General features: G+C 64.2%; 17 protein-coding genes. 14 read left to right on the top strand and 3 right to left on the bottom strand.

All coding sequences use genetic code 11. The features are described from left to right. Positions 1-70 precede the first annotated feature (70 nt). Both fabG and fabD read right to left on the bottom strand, forming a co-directional pair. Entirely contained in the window at positions 71-808 is a 738-nt protein-coding gene (gene fabG, locus NKJ88_RS06740; RefSeq protein WP_023685686.1) for a 3-oxoacyl-[acyl-carrier-protein] reductase, read from the bottom strand. Between the two features lie 60 nt (positions 809-868). After that, positions 869-1,816 (bottom strand): ACP S-malonyltransferase, encoded by a 948-nt coding sequence (gene fabD, locus NKJ88_RS06745; RefSeq protein WP_352443816.1) that lies wholly within the window; start codon positions 1,814-1,816, stop codon positions 869-871. A 277-nt stretch (positions 1,817-2,093) separates the two neighbouring features. On the opposite strand from fabD, the gene NKJ88_RS06750 reads away from it, so the two are divergent. The 13 genes from NKJ88_RS06750 (at position 2,094) to NKJ88_RS06810 (ending at position 16,110) form a co-directional block, all read left to right on the top strand. Beyond that, on the top strand, positions 2,094-4,022 hold the full coding sequence (locus tag NKJ88_RS06750; protein WP_023695600.1) for an LTA synthase family protein: 1,929 nt from the start codon (positions 2,094-2,096) through the stop codon (positions 4,020-4,022). 312 nt (positions 4,023-4,334) lie between these two features. Beyond that, entirely contained in the window at positions 4,335-4,835 is a 501-nt protein-coding gene (gene rpsF, locus NKJ88_RS06755) for a 30S ribosomal protein S6 (protein ID WP_023672722.1), read from the top strand. Beyond that, entirely contained in the window at positions 4,835-5,083 is a 249-nt protein-coding gene (gene rpsR, locus NKJ88_RS06760) for a 30S ribosomal protein S18 (protein WP_006203718.1), read from the top strand. Before rpsF ends, rpsR begins: the two co-directional genes overlap by 1 nt. Positions 5,084-5,350: 267 nt before the next feature. Then, the gene (rplI, locus tag NKJ88_RS06765) at positions 5,351-5,938 is read left to right on the top strand and encodes a 50S ribosomal protein L9 (RefSeq protein ID WP_352443817.1); all 588 of its coding nucleotides are present in this window, start codon (positions 5,351-5,353) and stop codon (positions 5,936-5,938) included. A gap of 186 nt (positions 5,939-6,124) precedes the next feature. Next, positions 6,125-7,474, top strand: a complete 1,350-nt coding sequence (locus tag NKJ88_RS06770; protein WP_023672720.1) for a cyclopropane fatty acid synthase — start codon at positions 6,125-6,127, stop codon at positions 7,472-7,474. 157 nt (positions 7,475-7,631) lie between these two features. After that, positions 7,632-8,609 (top strand): small ribosomal subunit Rsm22 family protein, encoded by a 978-nt coding sequence (locus tag NKJ88_RS06775; protein ID WP_023705362.1) that lies wholly within the window; start codon positions 7,632-7,634, stop codon positions 8,607-8,609. Positions 8,610-8,830: 221 nt separating this feature from the next. Then, on the top strand, positions 8,831-10,324 hold the full coding sequence (locus tag NKJ88_RS06780) for a replicative DNA helicase (protein WP_023672717.1): 1,494 nt from the start codon (positions 8,831-8,833) through the stop codon (positions 10,322-10,324). 230 nt (positions 10,325-10,554) lie between these two features. Beyond that, positions 10,555-11,958 (top strand): DNA repair protein RadA, encoded by a 1,404-nt coding sequence (gene radA / locus NKJ88_RS06785; protein ID WP_023672716.1) that lies wholly within the window; start codon positions 10,555-10,557, stop codon positions 11,956-11,958. A gap of 48 nt (positions 11,959-12,006) precedes the next feature. Beyond that, positions 12,007-12,672, top strand: coding sequence for a CvpA family protein (locus tag NKJ88_RS06790; RefSeq protein ID WP_023672715.1), 666 nt, complete (start codon positions 12,007-12,009; stop codon positions 12,670-12,672). 108 nt (positions 12,673-12,780) lie between these two features. Beyond that, on the top strand, positions 12,781-14,262 hold the full coding sequence (purF, locus tag NKJ88_RS06795; RefSeq protein WP_023672714.1) for an amidophosphoribosyltransferase: 1,482 nt from the start codon (positions 12,781-12,783) through the stop codon (positions 14,260-14,262). 30 nt (positions 14,263-14,292) lie between these two features. Next, a complete protein-coding gene (locus NKJ88_RS06800; RefSeq protein ID WP_023705364.1) occupies positions 14,293-15,048 on the top strand; it encodes an SDR family NAD(P)-dependent oxidoreductase in 756 nt (251 codons plus the stop codon). A 77-nt stretch (positions 15,049-15,125) separates the two neighbouring features. Beyond that, positions 15,126-15,755, top strand: coding sequence for a hypothetical protein (locus NKJ88_RS06805; protein ID WP_352443818.1), 630 nt, complete (start codon positions 15,126-15,128; stop codon positions 15,753-15,755). Between the two features lie 133 nt (positions 15,756-15,888). Further along, positions 15,889-16,110 (top strand): hypothetical protein, encoded by a 222-nt coding sequence (locus NKJ88_RS06810; protein WP_023689120.1) that lies wholly within the window; start codon positions 15,889-15,891, stop codon positions 16,108-16,110. A 152-nt stretch (positions 16,111-16,262) separates the two neighbouring features. Here the strand turns inward: NKJ88_RS06810 and NKJ88_RS06815 are convergent, their stop codons facing one another. Continuing rightward, positions 16,263-16,769 carry an OsmC family protein gene (locus NKJ88_RS06815; protein WP_352443819.1) on the bottom strand — a complete coding sequence of 169 codons (507 nt, stop codon included), beginning with the start codon at positions 16,767-16,769 and terminating at the stop codon, positions 16,263-16,265. 289 nt (positions 16,770-17,058) lie between these two features. Here NKJ88_RS06815 and NKJ88_RS06820 point away from each other — a divergent pair, with 289 nt between their 5' ends. After that, a complete protein-coding gene (locus NKJ88_RS06820; RefSeq protein ID WP_352443820.1) occupies positions 17,059-18,564 on the top strand; it encodes a S10 family peptidase in 1,506 nt (501 codons plus the stop codon). Positions 18,565-18,577: the final 13 nt, after the last annotated feature.

Genomic DNA, 18,577 nt, shown 5'->3' on the forward strand with positions numbered 1-18,577 from the left:
CTGAGGTCCAAGGCGAAATGGTCTCTTTTCACAAGCCGGCCATGTCTTCTTATCACCCGGCAATATCCCGTCAGATCATGGCCATGCCGCCGTTGACGTGGATGGTCTGGCCGGTGACGTAGGCTGCCTCGTTGGAGGCGAGATAGGCGACGGCCGACGCCACTTCAACACTCGTGCCCATGCGGCGCGTCGGGATCGCGGCCATTATCGCGTCTTTCTGCTTGTCGTTGAGCTTGTCGGTCATGGCCGATTCGATAAAGCCCGGGGCGACGCAGTTGACGGTGATGTTGCGGGTGGCGATCTCCTGCGCCAGCGACTTCGAAAAGCCGATCATGCCGGCCTTGGAGGCGCAATAATTGGTCTGGCCAGGATTGCCGGTGACGCCGACCACCGAGGTGATGTTGATGATGCGGCCATGGCGGCGGCGCATCATAGGATGGGTCAGCTCGCGGGTGAGCCGGAACACGGCGGTGAGGTTCACCTCCAGCACGCTGTCCCAATCCGCGTCCGCCATGCGCACGAACAGGCCGTCCTTGGTGATGCCGGCATTGTTGACCAGTATGTCGACGCCTTCGAGTTCGGCTTCGGCCTTCTGGCCAAGCGCCTTGACCTCGTCACGGTCGGCAAGATTGGCCGGGAACAGCTTTACCCGGTCGCCGAGTTCGCCGGCCAGGGTCTCCAGTTTCTCGATGCGGGTGCCGTGCAGGCCGACAATGGCGCCTTGCGCATGCAGCACCCGGGCAATCGCCTCGCCAATGCCGCCCGATGCGCCGGTGACGAGCGCCTTGCGGCCGGTCAGTTCGAACATTTTCGTCTCCTGATCTTAAGAGAACACCCTTCCCACGGGAGGGGTTGAATCGCCAGTGTATTATGCAAGCGCGGCCAGCGCCGCCTCGACATCGGCCGGCGTGCCGACGGCCGATGTGGCGATGTCGCGGTTGATCCGCCGCGCCAGGCCGGAAAGCACCTTGCCGGCGCCGATCTCATAGAGCGTGGCGACGCCATTGGCGCCGAACCACTCCACCGTTTCGCGCCAGCGCACGCGGCCGGTGATCTGCTCGACCAGGCGGCGCGCGATCTCGTCGGGGTCGCTGGTCGGGGCTACAGTGACGTTGGAGACGACGGGCACGACCGGTGCATTCTTGGTCACGCCGGCCAGCGCCTCGCGCATGACATCGGCCGCCGGCGCCATCAGCGCCGAATGGAAGGGTGCGGAGACCTGCAGCATCAGCGCCCGCTTGGCGCCCTTTTCGGTGCACAGTTTCGCGGCGAGTTCCACCGCCGCCCTGGCGCCGGAGATCACCAGCTGGCCGCCGCCATTGTCGTTGGCGATCTGGCAGACCTTGCCGGATCCCGTTGCGGCCTCGGTGCAAGCGGCTTCGACGTCGGGCTGTTCCAGTCCGATGATCGCCGCCATGGCGCCCTCGCCGGCCGGCACCGCCGCCTGCATGGCGTTGCCGCGGATGCGCAGCAGCCGGGCAGCATCGGCGACCGAAACGAAACCGGCCGCGGCAAGGGCGGAATATTCGCCGAGCGAATGACCGGCAACGTAGGCAACCTTGTCCTTCAGCGAAAAGCCGCGCGCTTCCAGCGAGCGGATTCCCGCCAGCGAGACCGCCATCAGCGCCGGCTGGGCATTGGCAGTCAGGGTCAGCGCCTCTTCCGGGCCTTCCCAGATCAGTTTCGACAGCTTTTCGCCCAGCGCATCATCGACTTCCTCGAACACCCTGCGTGCCTCGGGGAAGGCGTCGGCGAGGTCCTTGCCCATGCCGACAGCCTGGCTGCCCTGTCCCGGAAAGGTGAATGCGACGGCCATTTGGGCGCTCTCCAGCGGCTGATTTTTACTGCCTGTGACGCAAGGCGGACCGCCAAGTCAAGCCCGGAGGGGGCATTTCGGCTCTCGCTTGAACCGGAGCTGACCTCGAGTCCCTGTTCCCAAAGGCTTTTTGCCGATCACACCTGATGAAAACCGCTCACGAATCGTTTGCTGGCTCTTCTTATTTTCGCCACAGGCGCTAGCTTTTGCATGACAGTTCTATGACAGAACGGTGGCGCGAGTGGAAATACGCGTTGCTTGGGCCGGGGGAAGAGACGTGGCTAGGATCAGGAAGGGCGCGGCCGTACCCGCGCCACAGTTCTTGGAAGACGATCCGTCCACCGGCTACCTGCCGGGGCGCAGATGGCCGGTCATCCGCTACGGTCTGGTCACGCTGCTTGCCTCCGCCATCCTGGTGTTCGCCATCGAATGGATCGTGCGCGGCGACTTCTTCGGCACGGTCGACTTCTTCCTGCAGCCATTCAAGCCGGGCTGGACCACCATCATTGTCTTTGCATTGGTGCTGATGGGACTGGACGCCGTGCTTGGCCGCAGTCACCAGAGCCTGATGATCGTGGCGCCGCTGACGCTGGCGCTGGCCTTTGTCGGGCATCAGAAGTCGCATTATCTCGGCGATCCGCTCTACCCAACCGATTTTCTTTATTCGCGCCAGATCATGGCACTGATGCCGCTCCTGGTGCGCGAACGGCCTTGGACGGCGCTCGCCATGGCGGTCGGCATCGTCGCCGGCCTGTCGCTGCTGATCTATGGCTGGCGGTTGTGGCGCCGCAAGGTTCCGATCCTCAGCCGCAAAGGGCGGCTGGCGCGGCTGACGCTGGCAGTGCCGCTGCTCGCCTTCTTCGTCTCAATCATGGACTACGCCACCTTCTCGTGGACCCGCGACCGGCTGCAGATCATCCCGATCATGTGGGACCAGAAGGAGAACTACGCCTCCAACGGGTTTGCGCTGGCCTTCGCGCTCAACGTGCCGATGGCGCATGTCTCGGCGCCGGCGGGCTATTCCGACAAGGCGATCGACGCGATCGACAGGCCTGCTGTGGCGGCCTCGGTACCGGATGAGAAACCCGACATCATCGTGGTGATGAGCGAATCTTTCTGGGATCCGACCAAGCTGCCCGGCGTCACAATCACGCCTGACCCGATCCCCAATGTGCGGGCGCTGCGTTCCGGCTATATGTTTTCGCCGGAATTCGGCGGCATGACCGCCAACATCGAATTCGAGGCGCTGACCGGCTTTTCCAATGCCTTCCTGCCGGCGGGCTCGATCCCCTACCAGCAATATGTGCGCACACCGACGCCGTCGCTGGCGACCTTCCTGAAAAGCGAGGGATACCGGGCGCGCGCCATCCATCCGGGCACCAACTGGTTCTGGAACAGGGGCGCCGTCTATGCCGATTTCGGCTTCAACGATTTCCGCTCGGAAGAGACGCTGCCGCCACTGGAAAAGCGCGGGCCGCTGGCTTCCGATGCGTCGATGACCGACGAGATCATCGCAGAGGCCGACGCCAGCGAGCGGCCGGTGTTCTTCTTCGCCGTCAGCCTGCAGAACCACGGTCCCTACGAGCCGTACCGCTATTACAATCCGACCCACAAGGTCGCGGCACCGATCAGCACATGGGCGCGGGAATCGCTGCTCAGCTACGCCGAAGGCTCCGCCGATGCCGACCGTGGCCTCGAACGATTGATCGAATGGGCGAAGAAGCGCGAGCGGCCGACGGTCATCGCCTTCTTCGGCGACCATCTGCCGCCGCTCGGCCCCGTCTATGTCGAAACCGGTTACCTGAAGGACAATGTCGCGCCGCGCAAGGAACCGACGCCGGAGGCGGCACTGGAGCATCATCAGACGCCGCTGGTCATCTGGTCTAACCGCACCGGTCCGGCGCAGGATATGGGCGCGGTGAGCCCGGCCTTCCTGCCCTACCACATCCTGACAACGGCCGGGATCACGCACCCCTACTACACCGGCTTCCTGGGCGCGCTGCGCGAACGCTATCGCGTCGTCGACCGCAATCTGCTTTTGACACCGTCAGGTGAGGCCACGCCGGACTGGGCGCGGCAGAAGGACGTTGATCCGGCGATCAACGACTTCCGCCTGCTGCAATACGACATGATGTTCGGCAAGCGTAAGGCGGCTCCGGACTTCTTCCCCGAAACGATCAACGGTGGTACCCCGCATACGAGTTGATGCCTGGTATTTTTCCAACCCTGCGACGCCAGGACGCTGTCCGGAGCATGCGTTACCCTTGCCTTCCAGCCAATTTGCTTTATAGACGCCCGCAATCTGCCGGTCCTTGCTGGGGGCTGAACGGAGGGCCGGAGGTTTTACCCAAAACCTTCGTGTGAAGCCAGAAGCGCTTCCGCCTCCCGTGTCTCCGCTCTCGACCGTCTCGAAATGCTCCTTTCTTCCCCGCCCCCTCGGGATCAGCGGGTCAGAGAAGTTGCAGAGGCTTTTGCCGCGAGGATCCGGGAGAGAAACGAAGAAAGGCACTGAACCACTATGGCTCTATACGAACATGTGTTCCTTGCCCGGCAGGACCTCTCGCAGCAGCAGGTCGATGCGCTTGTCGAACAGTACAAGGGCGTCATCTCCGCAAATGGCGGGTCCGTCGGCCGGGTCGAGAACTGGGGACTGAAGTCCCTCACCTACCGGGTCAACAAGAACCGGAAGGCTTACTACACGCTTATGGACCTCAACTGCCCGCCGGCAGCGCTCAACGAGATGGAGCGCCAGATGGGCCTGTCCGAGGACGTGCTGCGTTTCCTGACCGTCAAGGTCGAGGCGCATGAGGAAGGCCCGTCGGCCATGATGCAGAAGCGCGAAGAGCGCTCGGAACGCGGCGGCTTCGGCGACCGCGACCGTGGCGATCGTGGTCCGCGCTCGTTCGGCGACCGTGATCGCGGCGACCGTGGCGATCGTCCGCCGCGCTCATTTGGCGATGCCGGTGGCGATCGTGGTCCGCGCCGTCCGCGCGAAGGCGTTGAAGGAGGTGCAGAATAATGGTCGACATCAATCAGATCCCGACCCGGCGCCCGTTCCATCGCCGCCGCAAGACCTGCCCGTTCTCCGGCGCCAATGCGCCCAAGATCGACTACAAGGACGTGCGTCTTCTGCAGCGCTACATTTCCGAGCGCGGCAAAATCGTGCCGTCGCGCATCACCGCCGTCAGCCAGAAGAAGCAGCGCGAACTCGCCAAGGCGATCAAGCGCGCCCGCTTCCTCGGCCTGCTGCCCTACGTGGTTCGCTAAGATCTCCGAAGCAGGCGGTTCGCCGCCTGCTTCCTTCTCCCACGGCGACGGGCGCCGCAGGGGTAATTTGATGATGCATGTCGTTGTCCCAAAACCGGGCCCACTCTTGGCGACGTGCATTGAAATCCCGAGTTGAGGTGAAAAGCCTCTAACTGCCGCGACAGGCAGGACAGCGACACCGGCGCCAAGGCGCTCAGAGCTTCCTGACCTGTTCCATTCAATTCGGCGCCGATCCCGCGGTCGGTGCCCAGACGAAGGAATAAGACCATGCAAGTGATTCTTCTCGAACGCGTTTCCCGCCTCGGCCAGATGGGCGATACCGTCAAGGTCAAGGACGGCTTTGCCCGCAACTTCCTCTTGCCGCAGGGCAAGGCGCTGCGCGCCAACGAAGCCAACAAGAGGAAGTTCGAAGGGCAGCGCGCGCAGCTCGAAGCGCGCAACCTCGAGCGCAAGTCGGAAGCCAGCCAGGTTGCCGAAAAGCTCGACGGCAAGAGCTTCATCGCCGTGCGTTCGGCCGGCGAGACAGGCCAGCTCTACGGTTCGGTGTCGACCCGCGACATCGCCGACCTGCTGACCGCCGAAGGGTTCTCGGTCAACCGCAACCAGATCCAGCTCAACCAGCCGATCAAGACTATCGGCGTCACCAATGTGGCGATTGCGCTGCATCCGGAAGTCGAGGTCACCATCAGCCTCAACATCGCCCGCACGGCCGACGAAGCCGAGCGCCAGGCCAAGGGCGAGACGCTGACCACCGCCGAAGCCATCTATGGCGATGACATCAACGACAACGCACGGCCGGAGAACTTCTTCGACCCGAACACCGAGTTCGAAGGCGGCGAAGAAGACAACGCCTGATCCCGCACGGGGCCTGATCGGGAAGCGAGGGGAGCAGCGCTCCAATCACTTCCTCGTCATCCAGCCTTTCTGGACCAATGCCCGGGCCTCTCGCCCGGGCATTTTTGTGCCAAATGGAACTTTTCGAACCCCTATATATTGTTGCAGAATTGGTCCGCCAGTCTGACCGTGAGGGGACATTTGGTGATGAATATTCTGTTGAAGCGCGTTCTCGACCGCCTGGTGCGTACGGGCAATCTGAAAGTCACCGGGCCGAAGGGCTCGACAGTGGTTTTCGGCGACGGCAGCGGCGAGCCGGTGCATATGCACATCAAGACCGCGCATGCCGAGCGCGCCATTACCTTCGATCCGATGCTGGCCGTGCCGGAAGCCTATATGGACGGCGAACTCGACATCATCGAGGGCGGCGTACTGGGTATGATGCGCATCGCCTTCCAGAACATGGGCAGCGGCGGTATCGACGCCACCTGGTCGAAGGCCATCGAGGGTCTGCGCCACGCCTTTCGCCGCCTGCAGCAGATCAACACCGCATCACGGGCGCGCCGCAACGTGCAGCGCCACTATGATTTGTCGGGTGACCTCTACCGGCTCTTCCTAGACGACGACATGCAGTATTCCTGCGCCTATTTCGAACAGCCGGACATGACGCTCGACGAGGCGCAGATGGCCAAGAAACGCCATATCGCCGCCAAGCTCAGGCTAAAGGCCGGCCAGACCGTGCTCGATATCGGCTCCGGCTGGGGTGGGCTCGGCCTCTATCTCGCCAAGGCTTTCGATGTCGACGTGCAAGGCGTGACGCTGTCGACCGAGCAGCACGGCGTCGCCACCGACCGGGCGCATGCGCAAGGCTTGCAGGACCGCGTGCATTTCGACCTCAAGGACTACCGCGAACTCAACGAACGCTTCGACCGCATCGTCTCGGTCGGCATGTTCGAGCATGTCGGCGTCAACCACTTCCGCACTTTCTTCGACAAGTCGGCGACGCTGTTGAAGCCGGACGGCGTCATGCTCTTGCACACGATCGGCCGCTCCGGCGTGCCGTGGGCGACCAGCGCCTTCATCCGCAAGTACATTTTTCCGGGCGGCTACATTCCTTCGCTGTCGGAGGTGATGCCGGCGATCGAGAAGTCGGGCCTTGTAGTCACCGACATCGAGATTCTGCGGCTGCACTATGCCGATACGCTGAAGCATTGGGGCCAGCGCTTTGCCGCCAACCGGGACAAGGCCAAGGCCATCTATGACGAGCGCTTCTGCAGGATGTGGGAGTTCTATCTGGCGGCTTCGGAAGCCGCCTTCCGCTGGCAGGATCTGGTGATCTTCCAGATCCAGATCGCCAAGAAGAACGACACGCTGCCGATGACGCGCGACTACATGGCCAAATGTGAAAAGGCGCTCGAAATGCGCGAAATGGGGCATCGTCAGGAGGCGGCGGCCGCCGAGCCTGCTGTCGCCAGGTCTGTGCCTGCCAGGTCCGTTGCTGTCAGGTCCGTTGCGGCCAAGCCAGCGCGCCGTCGCAAGGTGGCGGATCGCGAATAACGCCTCGATTGCGATTGCCGCTTGCCATTGACGGCTCTGACACTGAAAAAGGTCTCGTTCTCGCGAGACCTTTTTTAATGACCTGCCTGCCCACCATCGCCACCACCCTTGTCGAGTTCGCCCGCGCCTCGGTGCTCGCGCCACGCGGAGCCTGAGCGTGGAACTCCCCGCCTCGCTGCGACAAGGCGTCGAGCGCCTGCTCGAAACGATACCGCTGGCGGTGCTGCGCCAGGCGGCGAAGACGCTGTCTGACCGCTACCGCGCCGAATTGCGCGACGGCCGCCTGCACATGGCCGAAGAGATGGCGGTAAAAGCCTATCTGGCGACGCGGCTGCCGGCGACCTACGCGGCGGTACGGGCCGGTCTCGACGAACTCGCCTATGCGCGGCCCGATTTCCAGCCAACGAGCTTGCTCGATGTCGGCGCCGGTCCTGGCACGGTGCTTTGGGCCACTACAGACCTGTGGCCCGACCTCGAAGAGGCGGTTCTGGTTGAAGCAAGCGCCGCGGTGCGCAAGGTTGGCCAGTCGCTCGCCCTTGATACCATCGCCACCAGGATGGACTGGCGCGCCGGCGACGTGACCATCGACCTTGCCGATCTCAAGCCTGCCGATCTGGTCACCTGCGCCTATGTGCTGGACGAGATCGCGCCGGCATCGCTGCCGAAGCTTGTCGGCCGGCTCTGGCAGTTGACCGGCGACACACTGCTGATCGTCGAGCCCGGCACACCGGCCGGCTGGCAGCGCATCCTGGCAGTGCGCAGGCAATTGCTGGAGGCCGGGGCGCACGTGCTGGCGCCTTGTCCGCATGAGGCGCCCTGCCCGCTTGAGCCGCCCGACTGGTGCCATTTTTCGCGCCGCGTCGCCCGCTCGCGCCGGCACCGCCTGGCCAAGGACGCCGACGTGCCGTGGGAGGACGAGAAATTCATCTACGTCGCGGCGTCGCGGCAAGCCGCGCCTGTACGTCAGCCGCGCGTGATTGCGCCGCCGAAATCGGGCTCCGGCAAGGTGCTGCTCAAACTGTGCCAGCCGGATGGCGGCGCCGGCGAGACACTTTTCACCAAGCGCGAGGGCGAGCTGTTCAAGGCAGCGCGGCGGCTGGACTGGGGCGATACATTGGACGGAAGAAGCGGGTAATCACCGAGATTGTTCTTGCTCTGTTCCAACGACTCGGATAGAAGTCAGCGCCTTTCTGAGTCAACCGGAATCGGGGCGCGGAAACACTCTTCTGTGGACGGTTTGCCGCCCCTGTGAACAACGGGGCATCGAGGTTGATTGGTCGTGCGGTGATGCAGAAAGGTCAGCACCGATTTATCTCGTTCTGATATCGAGAAGCCGGGATCAAAATCGGGGACATCATGGCAGAGGCAGCGCGAAAATTCGGCGTGGCGGAGCAGCAACCGCTTTATCGTGAAGCGCCGAACAACATCGAGGCCGAGCAGGCGCTGCTCGGCGCCATCCTCGTCAACAACGATGCCTTCTACCGCGTCTCCGACTTCCTCAAGGCCGGCCATTTCTACGAGCCGCTGCACCGGAAAATCTTCGAGGTCGCGGCCGAGCTAATCCGCATGGGCAAGGTGGCGACGCCGATCACGCTGAAAACCTTCCTGCCGGCCGACGAGAAGGTCGGCGACATGACGGTGGCGCAATATGTGGTTCGTCTGGCGGTCGAAGCCGTCACCGTCGTCAATGCCACCGATTATGGCCGCGCCATCTACGATCTGGCCACGCGCCGGGCACTGATTACCGTCGGCGAGGACATGGTCAACATCGCCTATGACGCGCCGGTCGACATGGCGCCGTCCGAACAGATCGAGGATGCCGAGCGGCGGCTGTTCGAACTGGCCGAAACCGGCCGCTATGATGGCGGCTTCGAGAGCTTCACCGACGCGGTCAAGACCGCCGTCGACATGGCCAACGCCGCCTATATGCGCGACGGCCATTTGTCGGGCCTCGCCACCGGCATGCGCGATCTCGACCGCCGCATGGGTGGCCTGCAGGCGTCGGATCTGATCATCATTGCCGGCCGTCCGGGCATGGGCAAGACGTCGCTCGCCACCAACATCGCCTTCAACATTGCCGAGATGTATGAGCCGGCGCAGCAGGCCGACGGCTCGTTCAAGGCAGCCAATGGCGGCGTCGTCGGCTTCTTCTCGCTGGAAATGTCGTCCGAGCAGCTCGCCACCCGCATCATTTCCGAACAGACGGAAATTTCGTCGTCAAAAATCCGCCGCGGCGAGATTTCGGAGATGGATTTCGAAAAGCTGGTCGCCTGCTCGCAGACCATGCAGAAGATCCCGCTGTTCATCGACCAGACCGGCGGTATCTCGATCGCGCAGCTGTCGGCGCGGGCGCGGCGGCTGAAGCGTCAGCGCGGCCTCGACCTCATCGTCATCGACTATATCCAGCTGATGCAGGGGTCGAGCGCGAAATCGTCACAGAACCGGGTGCAGGAAATCACCGAGATCACCACCGGCCTCAAGGCGCTGGCCAAGGAACTCTCCGTTCCGATCATCGCGCTGTCGCAGCTGTCGCGTCAGGTCGAAAGCCGCGAAGACAAACGCCCGCAGCTGTCCGATCTTCGCGAATCCGGCTCGATCGAGCAGGACGCCGACGTGGTGATGTTCGTCTACCGCGAGGAATATTATCTGAAGAACCGCGAACCGAAGCCCGGCACCGACGAATACATCAAGTGGGAACACGAGATGAACGAGATGCGCGGCAAGGCCGAAGTCATCGTCGCCAAGCAGCGCCACGGCCCGACAGGTTCGGTGAGCCTCGCCTTCCATGGCGAGTTCACACGGTTTTCCGACCTCGCCGAAGAGCATCATATTGCGGAGAGGTTCGAGTAGCTTTTTGGCCTACCGCAGCGCTCCGTCACACCCCCCTCTGGCCTGCCGGCCATCTCCCCCGCAAGGGGGGAGATCAGCAGCTTTGCGAATGGCGCTCATCTTGCGACGTTGGGGATTGGCGAAAGCAGCGACGATAGCCAATCTCCCCCCTTGCGGGGGAGATGTCCGGCAGGACAGAGGGGGGTGTGCAAGATCACCCTCCTTCGGTCATTTGCAGGCAGCATCACTCCATGGCTAAATCGCGCGTCCAGTTCATCTGCCAGAATTGCGGGTCGGTGCATCAGCGCTGGGCCGGCAAATGCGATGCCTGCGGCGAGTGGAACACACTCGTCGAGGAAGGCACGTCCGGCGGCATCGGCTCGGGACCGGCCAACACGCGCAATGCGCGCAAGGGCCGCGCCGTGGTGCTGACCAGCCTGTCCGGTGACATCGAGGATGCGCCGCGGATCATCTCCGGCATTGGCGAACTCGACCGCGCCACCGGCGGCGGTTTCGTGCGCGGCTCGGCGCTGCTGGTCGGCGGCGATCCCGGCATCGGCAAGTCGACGCTGCTTACCCAGGCCGCAGCAGCATTGGCGTCAAAAGGCCACCGCATCGTCTATGTCTCGGGCGAAGAGGCTGTCGCGCAGATCCGGCTGCGGGCGCAGCGGCTTGGCGTCGCCGACACGCCGGTCGAACTTGCCGCGGAGACCAATGTCGAGGATATCCTGGCAACAATAGCCGACGGCAGAAGGCCGGACCTCGTCATCCTCGATTCCATCCAGACGCTGTGGACCGACATGGCCGACTCGGCGCCCGGCACCGTCACCCAGGTGCGCGCCTCGGCGCAAGCGATGATCCGCTACGCCAAATCCACCGGTGCTGCCATCGTGCTGGTCGGCCATGTCACCAAGGAAGGCCAGATCGCCGGTCCGCGCGTCGTCGAGCACATGGTCGACGCCGTTCTCTATTTCGAAGGCGAAGGCGGCCATCACTACCGCATCCTGCGCACGGTGAAGAACCGTTTTGGGCCGACCGACGAGATCGGCGTCTTCGAGATGTCGGACAAGGGCTTGCGCGAGGTCGCCAATCCGTCGGAGCTGTTCCTCGGCGAACGCCACGCAAAATCGCCGGGTGCCGCGGTATTTGCCGGCATGGAAGGGACACGTCCGGTGCTGGTCGAGATCCAGGCACTGGTGGCGCCGTCCACATTGGGCACGCCGCGCCGTGCCGTCGTCGGCTGGGACGGCGCACGGCTGTCGATGATCCTTGCCGTACTCGAAGCCCATTGCGGCGTGCGCTTCGGCACCCACGATGTCTACCTCAACGTCGCCGGCGGCTACCGGATTTCCGAGCCGGCGGCCGATCTGGCGGTTGCCGCTGCACTGGTTTCGTCGCTCACCGGTCTTGCCCTTCCCGCCGATTGCGTCTATTTCGGCGAAATCAGCCTGTCGGGCGCAGTGAGGCCGGTTGCGCATGCGCAGCAGCGCCTTAAAGAGGCCGAAAAGCTGGGTTTTGGAAGTGCGGTTCTGCCCTTGGGCAGCGAGGAGGTTGTCGGGGGGATCGGGGCCGGCGCTTTCCAGCCGACCGAACTTGCCGATCTCGTCGCACGCATAGCCGGCTCACGGCGCAGCCGTGTCGACGTGGAAGATTGACGCGGCTCGCCCGAGCCGTGAAAAGACAATCTGAGTGGGGCGAAAGACATGCCGATTACGCTGCTGGACGGAATTCTCGTCGGCTTCACCCTGGTCTCGGCGATGCTCGCCATGGTTCGCGGCCTGTCACGCGAAATCCTGTCCGTCGTGTCCTGGGCGGCTGCCGCCGCGGCGGCATTCTTCTTCTACAAGCCGGTGCTGCCTTACGTTCAGCCCTATGTCGAAAGCGACAAGATCGCCATGGCGGCATCCGCCGGCATCGTCTTCCTCATCGCGCTGATCGTCGTTTCCGTCATCACCATGAAGCTTGCCGACTGGATCATCGATTCCAGGATCGGCGCGCTCGACCGTACGCTGGGCTTCCTCTATGGCGCCGCGCGGGGCGTCCTCGTAGTCGCCGTGGCGCTACTGTTCTTCAACTGGCTGGCCGGCGCCAAGGCCCCTGCCTGGATCGCCAACGCCAAGTCGAAGCCGCTGCTCGAGACCATCGGCGCCAAGCTGGAAAGCCTGCTGCCCGAAGATCCGGAAAACGCCATCCTGAAGAAGCTCAATCCGAATCAGCCGGCAGCCGAGACGCCTCCGGCGGCCGATGCACCGGCGGCGGATGCTCCGGCAACCGGTGACGATACGCCGGCGCCCGACGACGAGACCGACGCTCCGGCCGATAACGCACCCGCGCCCGCTGCTCCGGCTCCGGCCGCGCCGGCAAACTGATACGGACGGATGGTGCCGGACAGGCGCCATCCCGGCAGTTCCGGCCTGACTACGTTGCTTTCGCGGCGCTATCGCACTATATGGCCATTTTAGCGGAGCTTGAGCCCCATGGCAGTTTCGAAGGCAGACGCGGACGACGTGCTTTCCGCCGAAGCAGACGATCATTTCCACGACGAATGCGGGGTGTTCGGCATTTTCGGCCGGCAGGACGCTGCGGCCATCGTAACGCTAGGCCTGCATGCGCTGCAGCATCGCGGCCAGGAAGCGGCCGGCATCGTCTCCTATGACGGCACGCAGTTCCATGTCGAACGCCATGTCGGCCTGATCGGCGACACCTTCACCAAGCAGCACGTCATCGACAGCCTGCAAGGCAACCGTGCCATCGGCCACACGCGCTATGCCACGACCGGCGGCGCCGGCATGCGCAACATCCAGCCCTTCTTCGCCGAACTCGCCGATGGCGGCTTTGCCGTCGCCCATAACGGCAATCTCACCAACGCCATGACCGTGCAGCGCGCGCTGCAGAAGCAGGGCGCGATCTTCTCGTCGACCTCCGACACCGAGACGCTGCTGCATCTCGTTGCCACCAGTAAGGAACGCGATTTGAATTCGCGCTTCATCGACGCCGTGCGTCAGGTCGAAGGCGCTTTCTCGCTGGTCGCGATGACCTCCAAGAAGATGATCGGCTGCCGCGATCCGCTCGGCATCCGCCCGCTGGTGCTCGGCGACCTGGACGGCGCCTGGATCCTGGCCTCCGAAACCTGCGCGCTCGACATTATCGGCGCCCGCTTCGTGCGCGACCTGAAGCCCGGCGAAATGGTCGTGGTGACCTCGAAGGGCATCGAGAGCCTGTTCCCCTTCGAGCCGCAGAAGACCCGCTTCTGCATCTTCGAATATGTCTATTTCGCCCGCCCGGACTCCTCGGTCGAAGGCCGCAATGTCTACGAAGTGCGCAAGCGTATCGGCGCCGAATTGGCGCAGGAAAGCCCGGTCGAGGCCGATATCGTCGTGCCGGTGCCGGATTCCGGCACGCCGGCGGCAATCGGCTTCTCCCAGGCGGCAGGCATCCCCTTCGAACTCGGTATCATCCGCAACCACTATGTCGGCCGAACCTTCATCCAGCCCGGCGATTCGATCCGCCATATGGGCGTCAAGCTCAAGCACAACGCCAACCGCCGGATGATCGAGGGCAAGCGCGTGGTGTTGGTCGACGATTCGATCGTGCGCGGCACCACCAGCCAGAAAATCGTGCAGATGGTGCGCGACGCCGGCGCCAAGGAAGTGCATATGCGCATCGCCTCGCCGCCGACCAGCGCGTCGTGCTTCTACGGCGTCGACACGCCGGAGAAGTCGAAGCTTTTGGCATCGCGCATGTCGATCGAGGAAATGGCCGAGTTCATCCGTGTCGATTCGCTCGGCTTCCTCACCATTGACGGGCTCTACCGCGCCGTCGGCGAAGCCAGCCGCGACAATGAGCAGCCGCAATTCTGCGACGCCTGTTTCACCGGCCAGTACCCGACCCGCCTGCTCGACTTCGAAGGTCACGACAATGTGCGCACGCTGTCGCTGCTGGCGAACAACGGGGCGTAAAGCCCAACTGCTATCCTTGAAAGCGCTCGCATGACCCTCGACCTCTCCGGCCGCGTCGCGGTCGTTACCGGCGCCTCGCGCGGCATCGGCTACTTCATCGCCAAGGAACTTGCCGCCGCTGGGGCCCATGTCATTGCGGTAGCCCGGACCGTCGGCGGGCTGGAAGAACTCGACGACCAGATCAAGGCCGAGCGCGCGAAAACCGGCAAGGGCGAAGCGACGTTGGTGCCTCTCGACCTCTCAGACATGGCCGGCATCGACCGGCTGGGCGGCGCCATTCACGAGCGCTGGGGCAAGCTCGACATTCTGGTGGCCAATGCCGGTGTGCTCGGCGTCATCTCGCCGATCGGCCATGTCGAGGCCAAAACCTTCGAGAAGGTTATGACCATCAATGTCACCTCGACCTGGCGGCTGATCCGCTCGGTCGACCCGCTGCTCAGGCTGTCCGACGCCGGCCGCGCCATACTCATGTCGTCCGGGGCCGCGCATTCGGCGCGCGCCTTCTGGGCGCCCTATGCGGCCTCGAAGGCGGCTGTGGAAGCCATGACGCGTTCCTGGGCGCATGAGACGCAGAGCCTGGCGCTCCGCATCAATGCGGTCGACCCCGGCGCCACCCGCACCGCCATGCGTGCGCAGGCCGCGCCCGGCGAGGATCCGGAAACGCTGCCGCACCCGTCAGAGGTGGCAAAACGCATCGTGCCGCTGGCGAGCCCCGAGATGAAAGAGACGGGGCTGATCTTCCAGGTCAAGAACAACCGCTTCGTCGCCTACCGGCAGCCGGAATAAACCGGGTTGTAGCGGGATTAAACAGGCCTCCAGTTACGTTTCTTCGAATGTAGGACATTCGAAACCGGAGGACCGACATGCGTAGACTTCTTCTCGTTGCCGCCGCCGCGATTGCCGCCACAGCCGGCGTGGCGCTGGCGCAAGACGCCAAGATGAGTTTCTTCGTCACCAGCGTCGGTTCCGGCAAGGGCGCCGATCTCGGCGGTCTCAAGGGTGCCGACGCGCATTGCGCCTCGCTGGCGGAAGCGGCTGGGGTTACCGGCAAGGAATGGCACGCCTATCTCTCGAGCGCCAATGTCGATGCGCGCGACCGTATCGGCAAGGGTCCCTGGGTCAACGCCAAGGGCGAGAAGATTGCCGATGACGTCGCCTCGCTGCACAGCGACGCCAACGCCATCACCAAGCAGACGGCGCTCAACGAAAAGGGCGAGGTGGTCAACGGCCGCGGCGACAAGCCGAACCGGCACGACATATTGACCGGCTCGAAGCCCGACGGCACCAAGATCGCCGACCAGACCTGCGGCGACTGGACCTTGAGCGGGGCGGAGGGCGCGGCGATGATGGGCCACCACGACCGCACCGGCCTTGACGAGTCGGCGGCGGCGAAATCCTGGAACTCCTCGCATGCCTCGCGCGGCGGCTGCAGCCAGGAGGCGCTGAAAGGCACCGGCGGCGACGGCCTGTTCTACTGCTTTGCCGCGAACTAAGCGGGCTCGGGAGCGGTTCGTTCACGGGTCTGTGATGGTCCGGCGAGCCGCTCCCCCATCGCCCTGCTTTCGCCATCAGCCGGGAGTTGCTAGGGTCAACCGACTCCGACACCCAGCAAAGCGAGGAATTCCCATGGCTGCTCCCAGCGTAGCATTGGTCTGGTACCTGGTGATCGCCGGCCCGCAAGGCGGCATGGTGGTGCTGCCCAGCACCTTCGACACCCGCGAACAGTGCACCAACGCCATCACCGAATATCAGAAGCAGCCGACGCCGGCCGGCTGGGCGGTCAACTGCGTGCCGAGCGCCTCGCCCTTCACCGATGAGGGTGATGCGGAAGAGCCGGCGGCGCAGTAGCGCAATCTCCCCCCTCGAGGGGAGATGGCCGGCAGGCCAGAGGGGGTCGCCTCGCGTAGAGTGCCAACCTCCTTCCGCACAAAGGGCGTCGCGTCCAGTCGGCCCGACCCCCTCTGTCGCCTTCGGCGACATCTCCCCCTCAAGGGGGGAGATCAGGCGCGCGCACTCACCGTCAGCTCCGGCTTGCTGTTGATGGTCTGGAACACCACGCAATAGCGTTCGGTCAGCTTGATGAGCGAATCGATGCGCGCCTGCGGCTCATCCGTGTCGAGGTTGAAATTCAGCCGGATGGCGCGAAAGCCCACGGGGGCGTCCTTGGCCACGCCCAGCGTGCCGCGAAAGTCGAGATCGCCTTCGGCCTCGACGGTGGCTGCGCCGAGTTTGAACTCTAGTGCGGTGGCCACCGCCTTCAGCGTCACCCCGGCGCACGCCACCAGCGCCTCGAGCAGCATGTCGCCCGAACACAATTCGAGCCCGGAACCGCCGGTCGCCGGATGCAGGCCGGCGACCGCCAGCGCCCTGCCCGTCTCGACCTTGCAGGCAATCGACTGGTCGTCGATGGAGCCTTTGGCGCGAAGCGTGATCAGCGCTCGCGAGGAATCGTCGCGATAAGCCTCCTTGATCGGTGCCTGCATGGCCTTGAGTGCGGTGGCGTCCATGTTGCATTCCTTTTCGAGTCCGTCGCGCTTTGATAGCACTGATATGCTGGCGAGACAGCGCCCCCCTCTGCCTGCCGGCCACCTCCCCACAGGGGGGAGATCTGCAGCTTCGCCGATGGCGCTTTCTACGCCGGCGATTAGCGAAGGCGGTCGCGACATCCAATCTCCATCCCTGTGGGGGATGTCCGGCAGGACAGAGGGGGCGTGAAGGAACGCTAGCTCGCGAAGAGTTACTTTGACTTCGACCGCCCGAGCCATACCTAAGCAGAGTCATTCCCGCGGAGGCATCATGCCGTTCAAGCTGAAACTGATCTCGCTTACCCTGTTGGTGCTTGCAGCCTTCGCGCAGCCAGTCGTCGCCGAAACGCCCGAGCGCCCCGCACCGGCAGGCGGCGTGCTGTCGCTGCTGCCGGCACCGCAGACGACCAGCCATTCAATCACCATTGCCGGGCGCAAGCTGGACTATCAGGCTAAGGCCGGCACGCTGTCACTGCTATCCGGCAAGGGCGAGGTCACCGCGGAAATCTTCTATGTCGCCTATACGCTGCCGCCACTGGCGGGCGCGGAGAAGGCTCGCCCCATCACCTTCGTCTTCAATGGCGGCCCGGGCGCGGCATCCGCCTATCTGCATCTCGGCGCACTCGGCCCGCGTGTCGTCGCGACCGGCGCCGATGGCCAATTCCTGCCGCCGCCGCAAAAGCTGATCGACAATCCCGACAGCTGGCTCGACATGACCGACCTCGTCTTCGTCGATCCGGTCGGCACCGGCTACAGCCGCGAGGCCCCCGGCCAGGACACAAAAGATTTTTGGGGCGTCAGCCAGGACGCCAGTTCGATCGGCGCTTTCATCCGGCTCTATCTCGCCCAGAACGGCCGCACCGGATCGCCGCTCTTCCTTGCCGGCGAAAGCTATGGCGGGTTCCGCGCGGCACTTCTCGCCAGGACCCTGCAGGAAGATGTCGGCCTGAGCCCCAACGGCATCGTGCTGATCTCGCCTGCACTGGAGTTCACGCTGGTGTTGCCCGACGAATTCCAGCCGCTGCATTGGGCGCTGGAACTGCCCTCGATGGCGGCGGTGCGCCTGCGCAGCGAAGGCCTCAGCGGCGAAGCACTGCGCGAAAAGGTCGCCGAGGTCGAAAAGTATGCGCTGGGCGACTACCTCACGGCTCTGACCGGCGGGCTGGAACAGGGCGGGCGGCTGGCCAGCCAGCGCGTGGCCGAGATCACCGGCCTGCCGCTCGACCTCGTGCAGCGCAATTCCGCCCGCATCCCGACCGGCCTGTTCGCGCGCGAATTCCAGCGCGCCAGTGGCAAAGTGCTCAGCCCGTATGACGGCACCATCGCCACCAGCGACATGGCCCCGGAGAGCGCCCGCAGCGCCGGCCCGGATCCGGTGCTCGACCGCAGCGTGCCGGCGCTGACCTCGGCCTTTGTCGGTTATGCGCGCGACGAGCTGAATTTTCGCACCGATGTCAGCTACAGGTTGCTCAATGGCGATGTGACCCACGCCTGGGACTATGGCGGCTCGCGGCAAGGCTATGCCGGGGTGATGGACGATCTGCAGCGGGCGCGCTCGCTCAACCCGGCGCTCGGCGTGGTGATCGTCAACGGCGACACCGATCTGGTCACTCCCTATCTGGCCTCACGCTATCTGGTGAGCCAAATCCCGACGCTCGGCGGGGCAAAACCTATCCGTCTCGACGTCATCGAGGGCGGCCACATGATGTATCTCAGGCCGGGCGGCCGGCGCGCCCTGAAGGAGGCCGCTTCGGAGCTCTACCAGGCAACACAGTGAACGGCGTGCCCAC

The organism is Mesorhizobium sp. M0016 (assembly GCF_040324035.1).
Lineage (GTDB): Bacteria > Pseudomonadota > Alphaproteobacteria > Rhizobiales > Rhizobiaceae > Mesorhizobium.

Bases quoted from the DNA above. Each gene is read 5' to 3' on its own strand.
- fabG (WP_023685686.1), bottom strand. From the start codon at position 808: ATGTTCGAACTGACCGGCCGCAAGGCGCTCGTCACCGGCGCATCGGGC.
- fabD (WP_352443816.1), bottom strand. From the start codon at position 1,816: ATGGCCGTCGCATTCACCTTTCCGGGACAGGGCAGCCAGGCTGTCGGC.
- rpsF (WP_023672722.1), top strand. From the start codon at position 4,335: ATGGCTCTATACGAACATGTGTTCCTTGCCCGGCAGGACCTCTCGCAG.
- rpsR (WP_006203718.1), top strand. From the start codon at position 4,835: ATGGTCGACATCAATCAGATCCCGACCCGGCGCCCGTTCCATCGCCGC.
- rplI (WP_352443817.1), top strand. From the start codon at position 5,351: ATGCAAGTGATTCTTCTCGAACGCGTTTCCCGCCTCGGCCAGATGGGC.
- NKJ88_RS06770 (WP_023672720.1), top strand. From the start codon at position 6,125: ATGAATATTCTGTTGAAGCGCGTTCTCGACCGCCTGGTGCGTACGGGC.
- NKJ88_RS06780 (WP_023672717.1), top strand. From the start codon at position 8,831: ATGGCAGAGGCAGCGCGAAAATTCGGCGTGGCGGAGCAGCAACCGCTT.
- radA (WP_023672716.1), top strand. From the start codon at position 10,555: ATGGCTAAATCGCGCGTCCAGTTCATCTGCCAGAATTGCGGGTCGGTG.
- NKJ88_RS06790 (WP_023672715.1), top strand. From the start codon at position 12,007: ATGCCGATTACGCTGCTGGACGGAATTCTCGTCGGCTTCACCCTGGTC.
- purF (WP_023672714.1), top strand. From the start codon at position 12,781: ATGGCAGTTTCGAAGGCAGACGCGGACGACGTGCTTTCCGCCGAAGCA.
- NKJ88_RS06800 (WP_023705364.1), top strand. From the start codon at position 14,293: ATGACCCTCGACCTCTCCGGCCGCGTCGCGGTCGTTACCGGCGCCTCG.
- NKJ88_RS06805 (WP_352443818.1), top strand. From the start codon at position 15,126: ATGCGTAGACTTCTTCTCGTTGCCGCCGCCGCGATTGCCGCCACAGCC.
- NKJ88_RS06810 (WP_023689120.1), top strand. From the start codon at position 15,889: ATGGCTGCTCCCAGCGTAGCATTGGTCTGGTACCTGGTGATCGCCGGC.
- NKJ88_RS06815 (WP_352443819.1), bottom strand. From the start codon at position 16,769: ATGGACGCCACCGCACTCAAGGCCATGCAGGCACCGATCAAGGAGGCT.
- NKJ88_RS06820 (WP_352443820.1), top strand. From the start codon at position 17,059: ATGCCGTTCAAGCTGAAACTGATCTCGCTTACCCTGTTGGTGCTTGCA.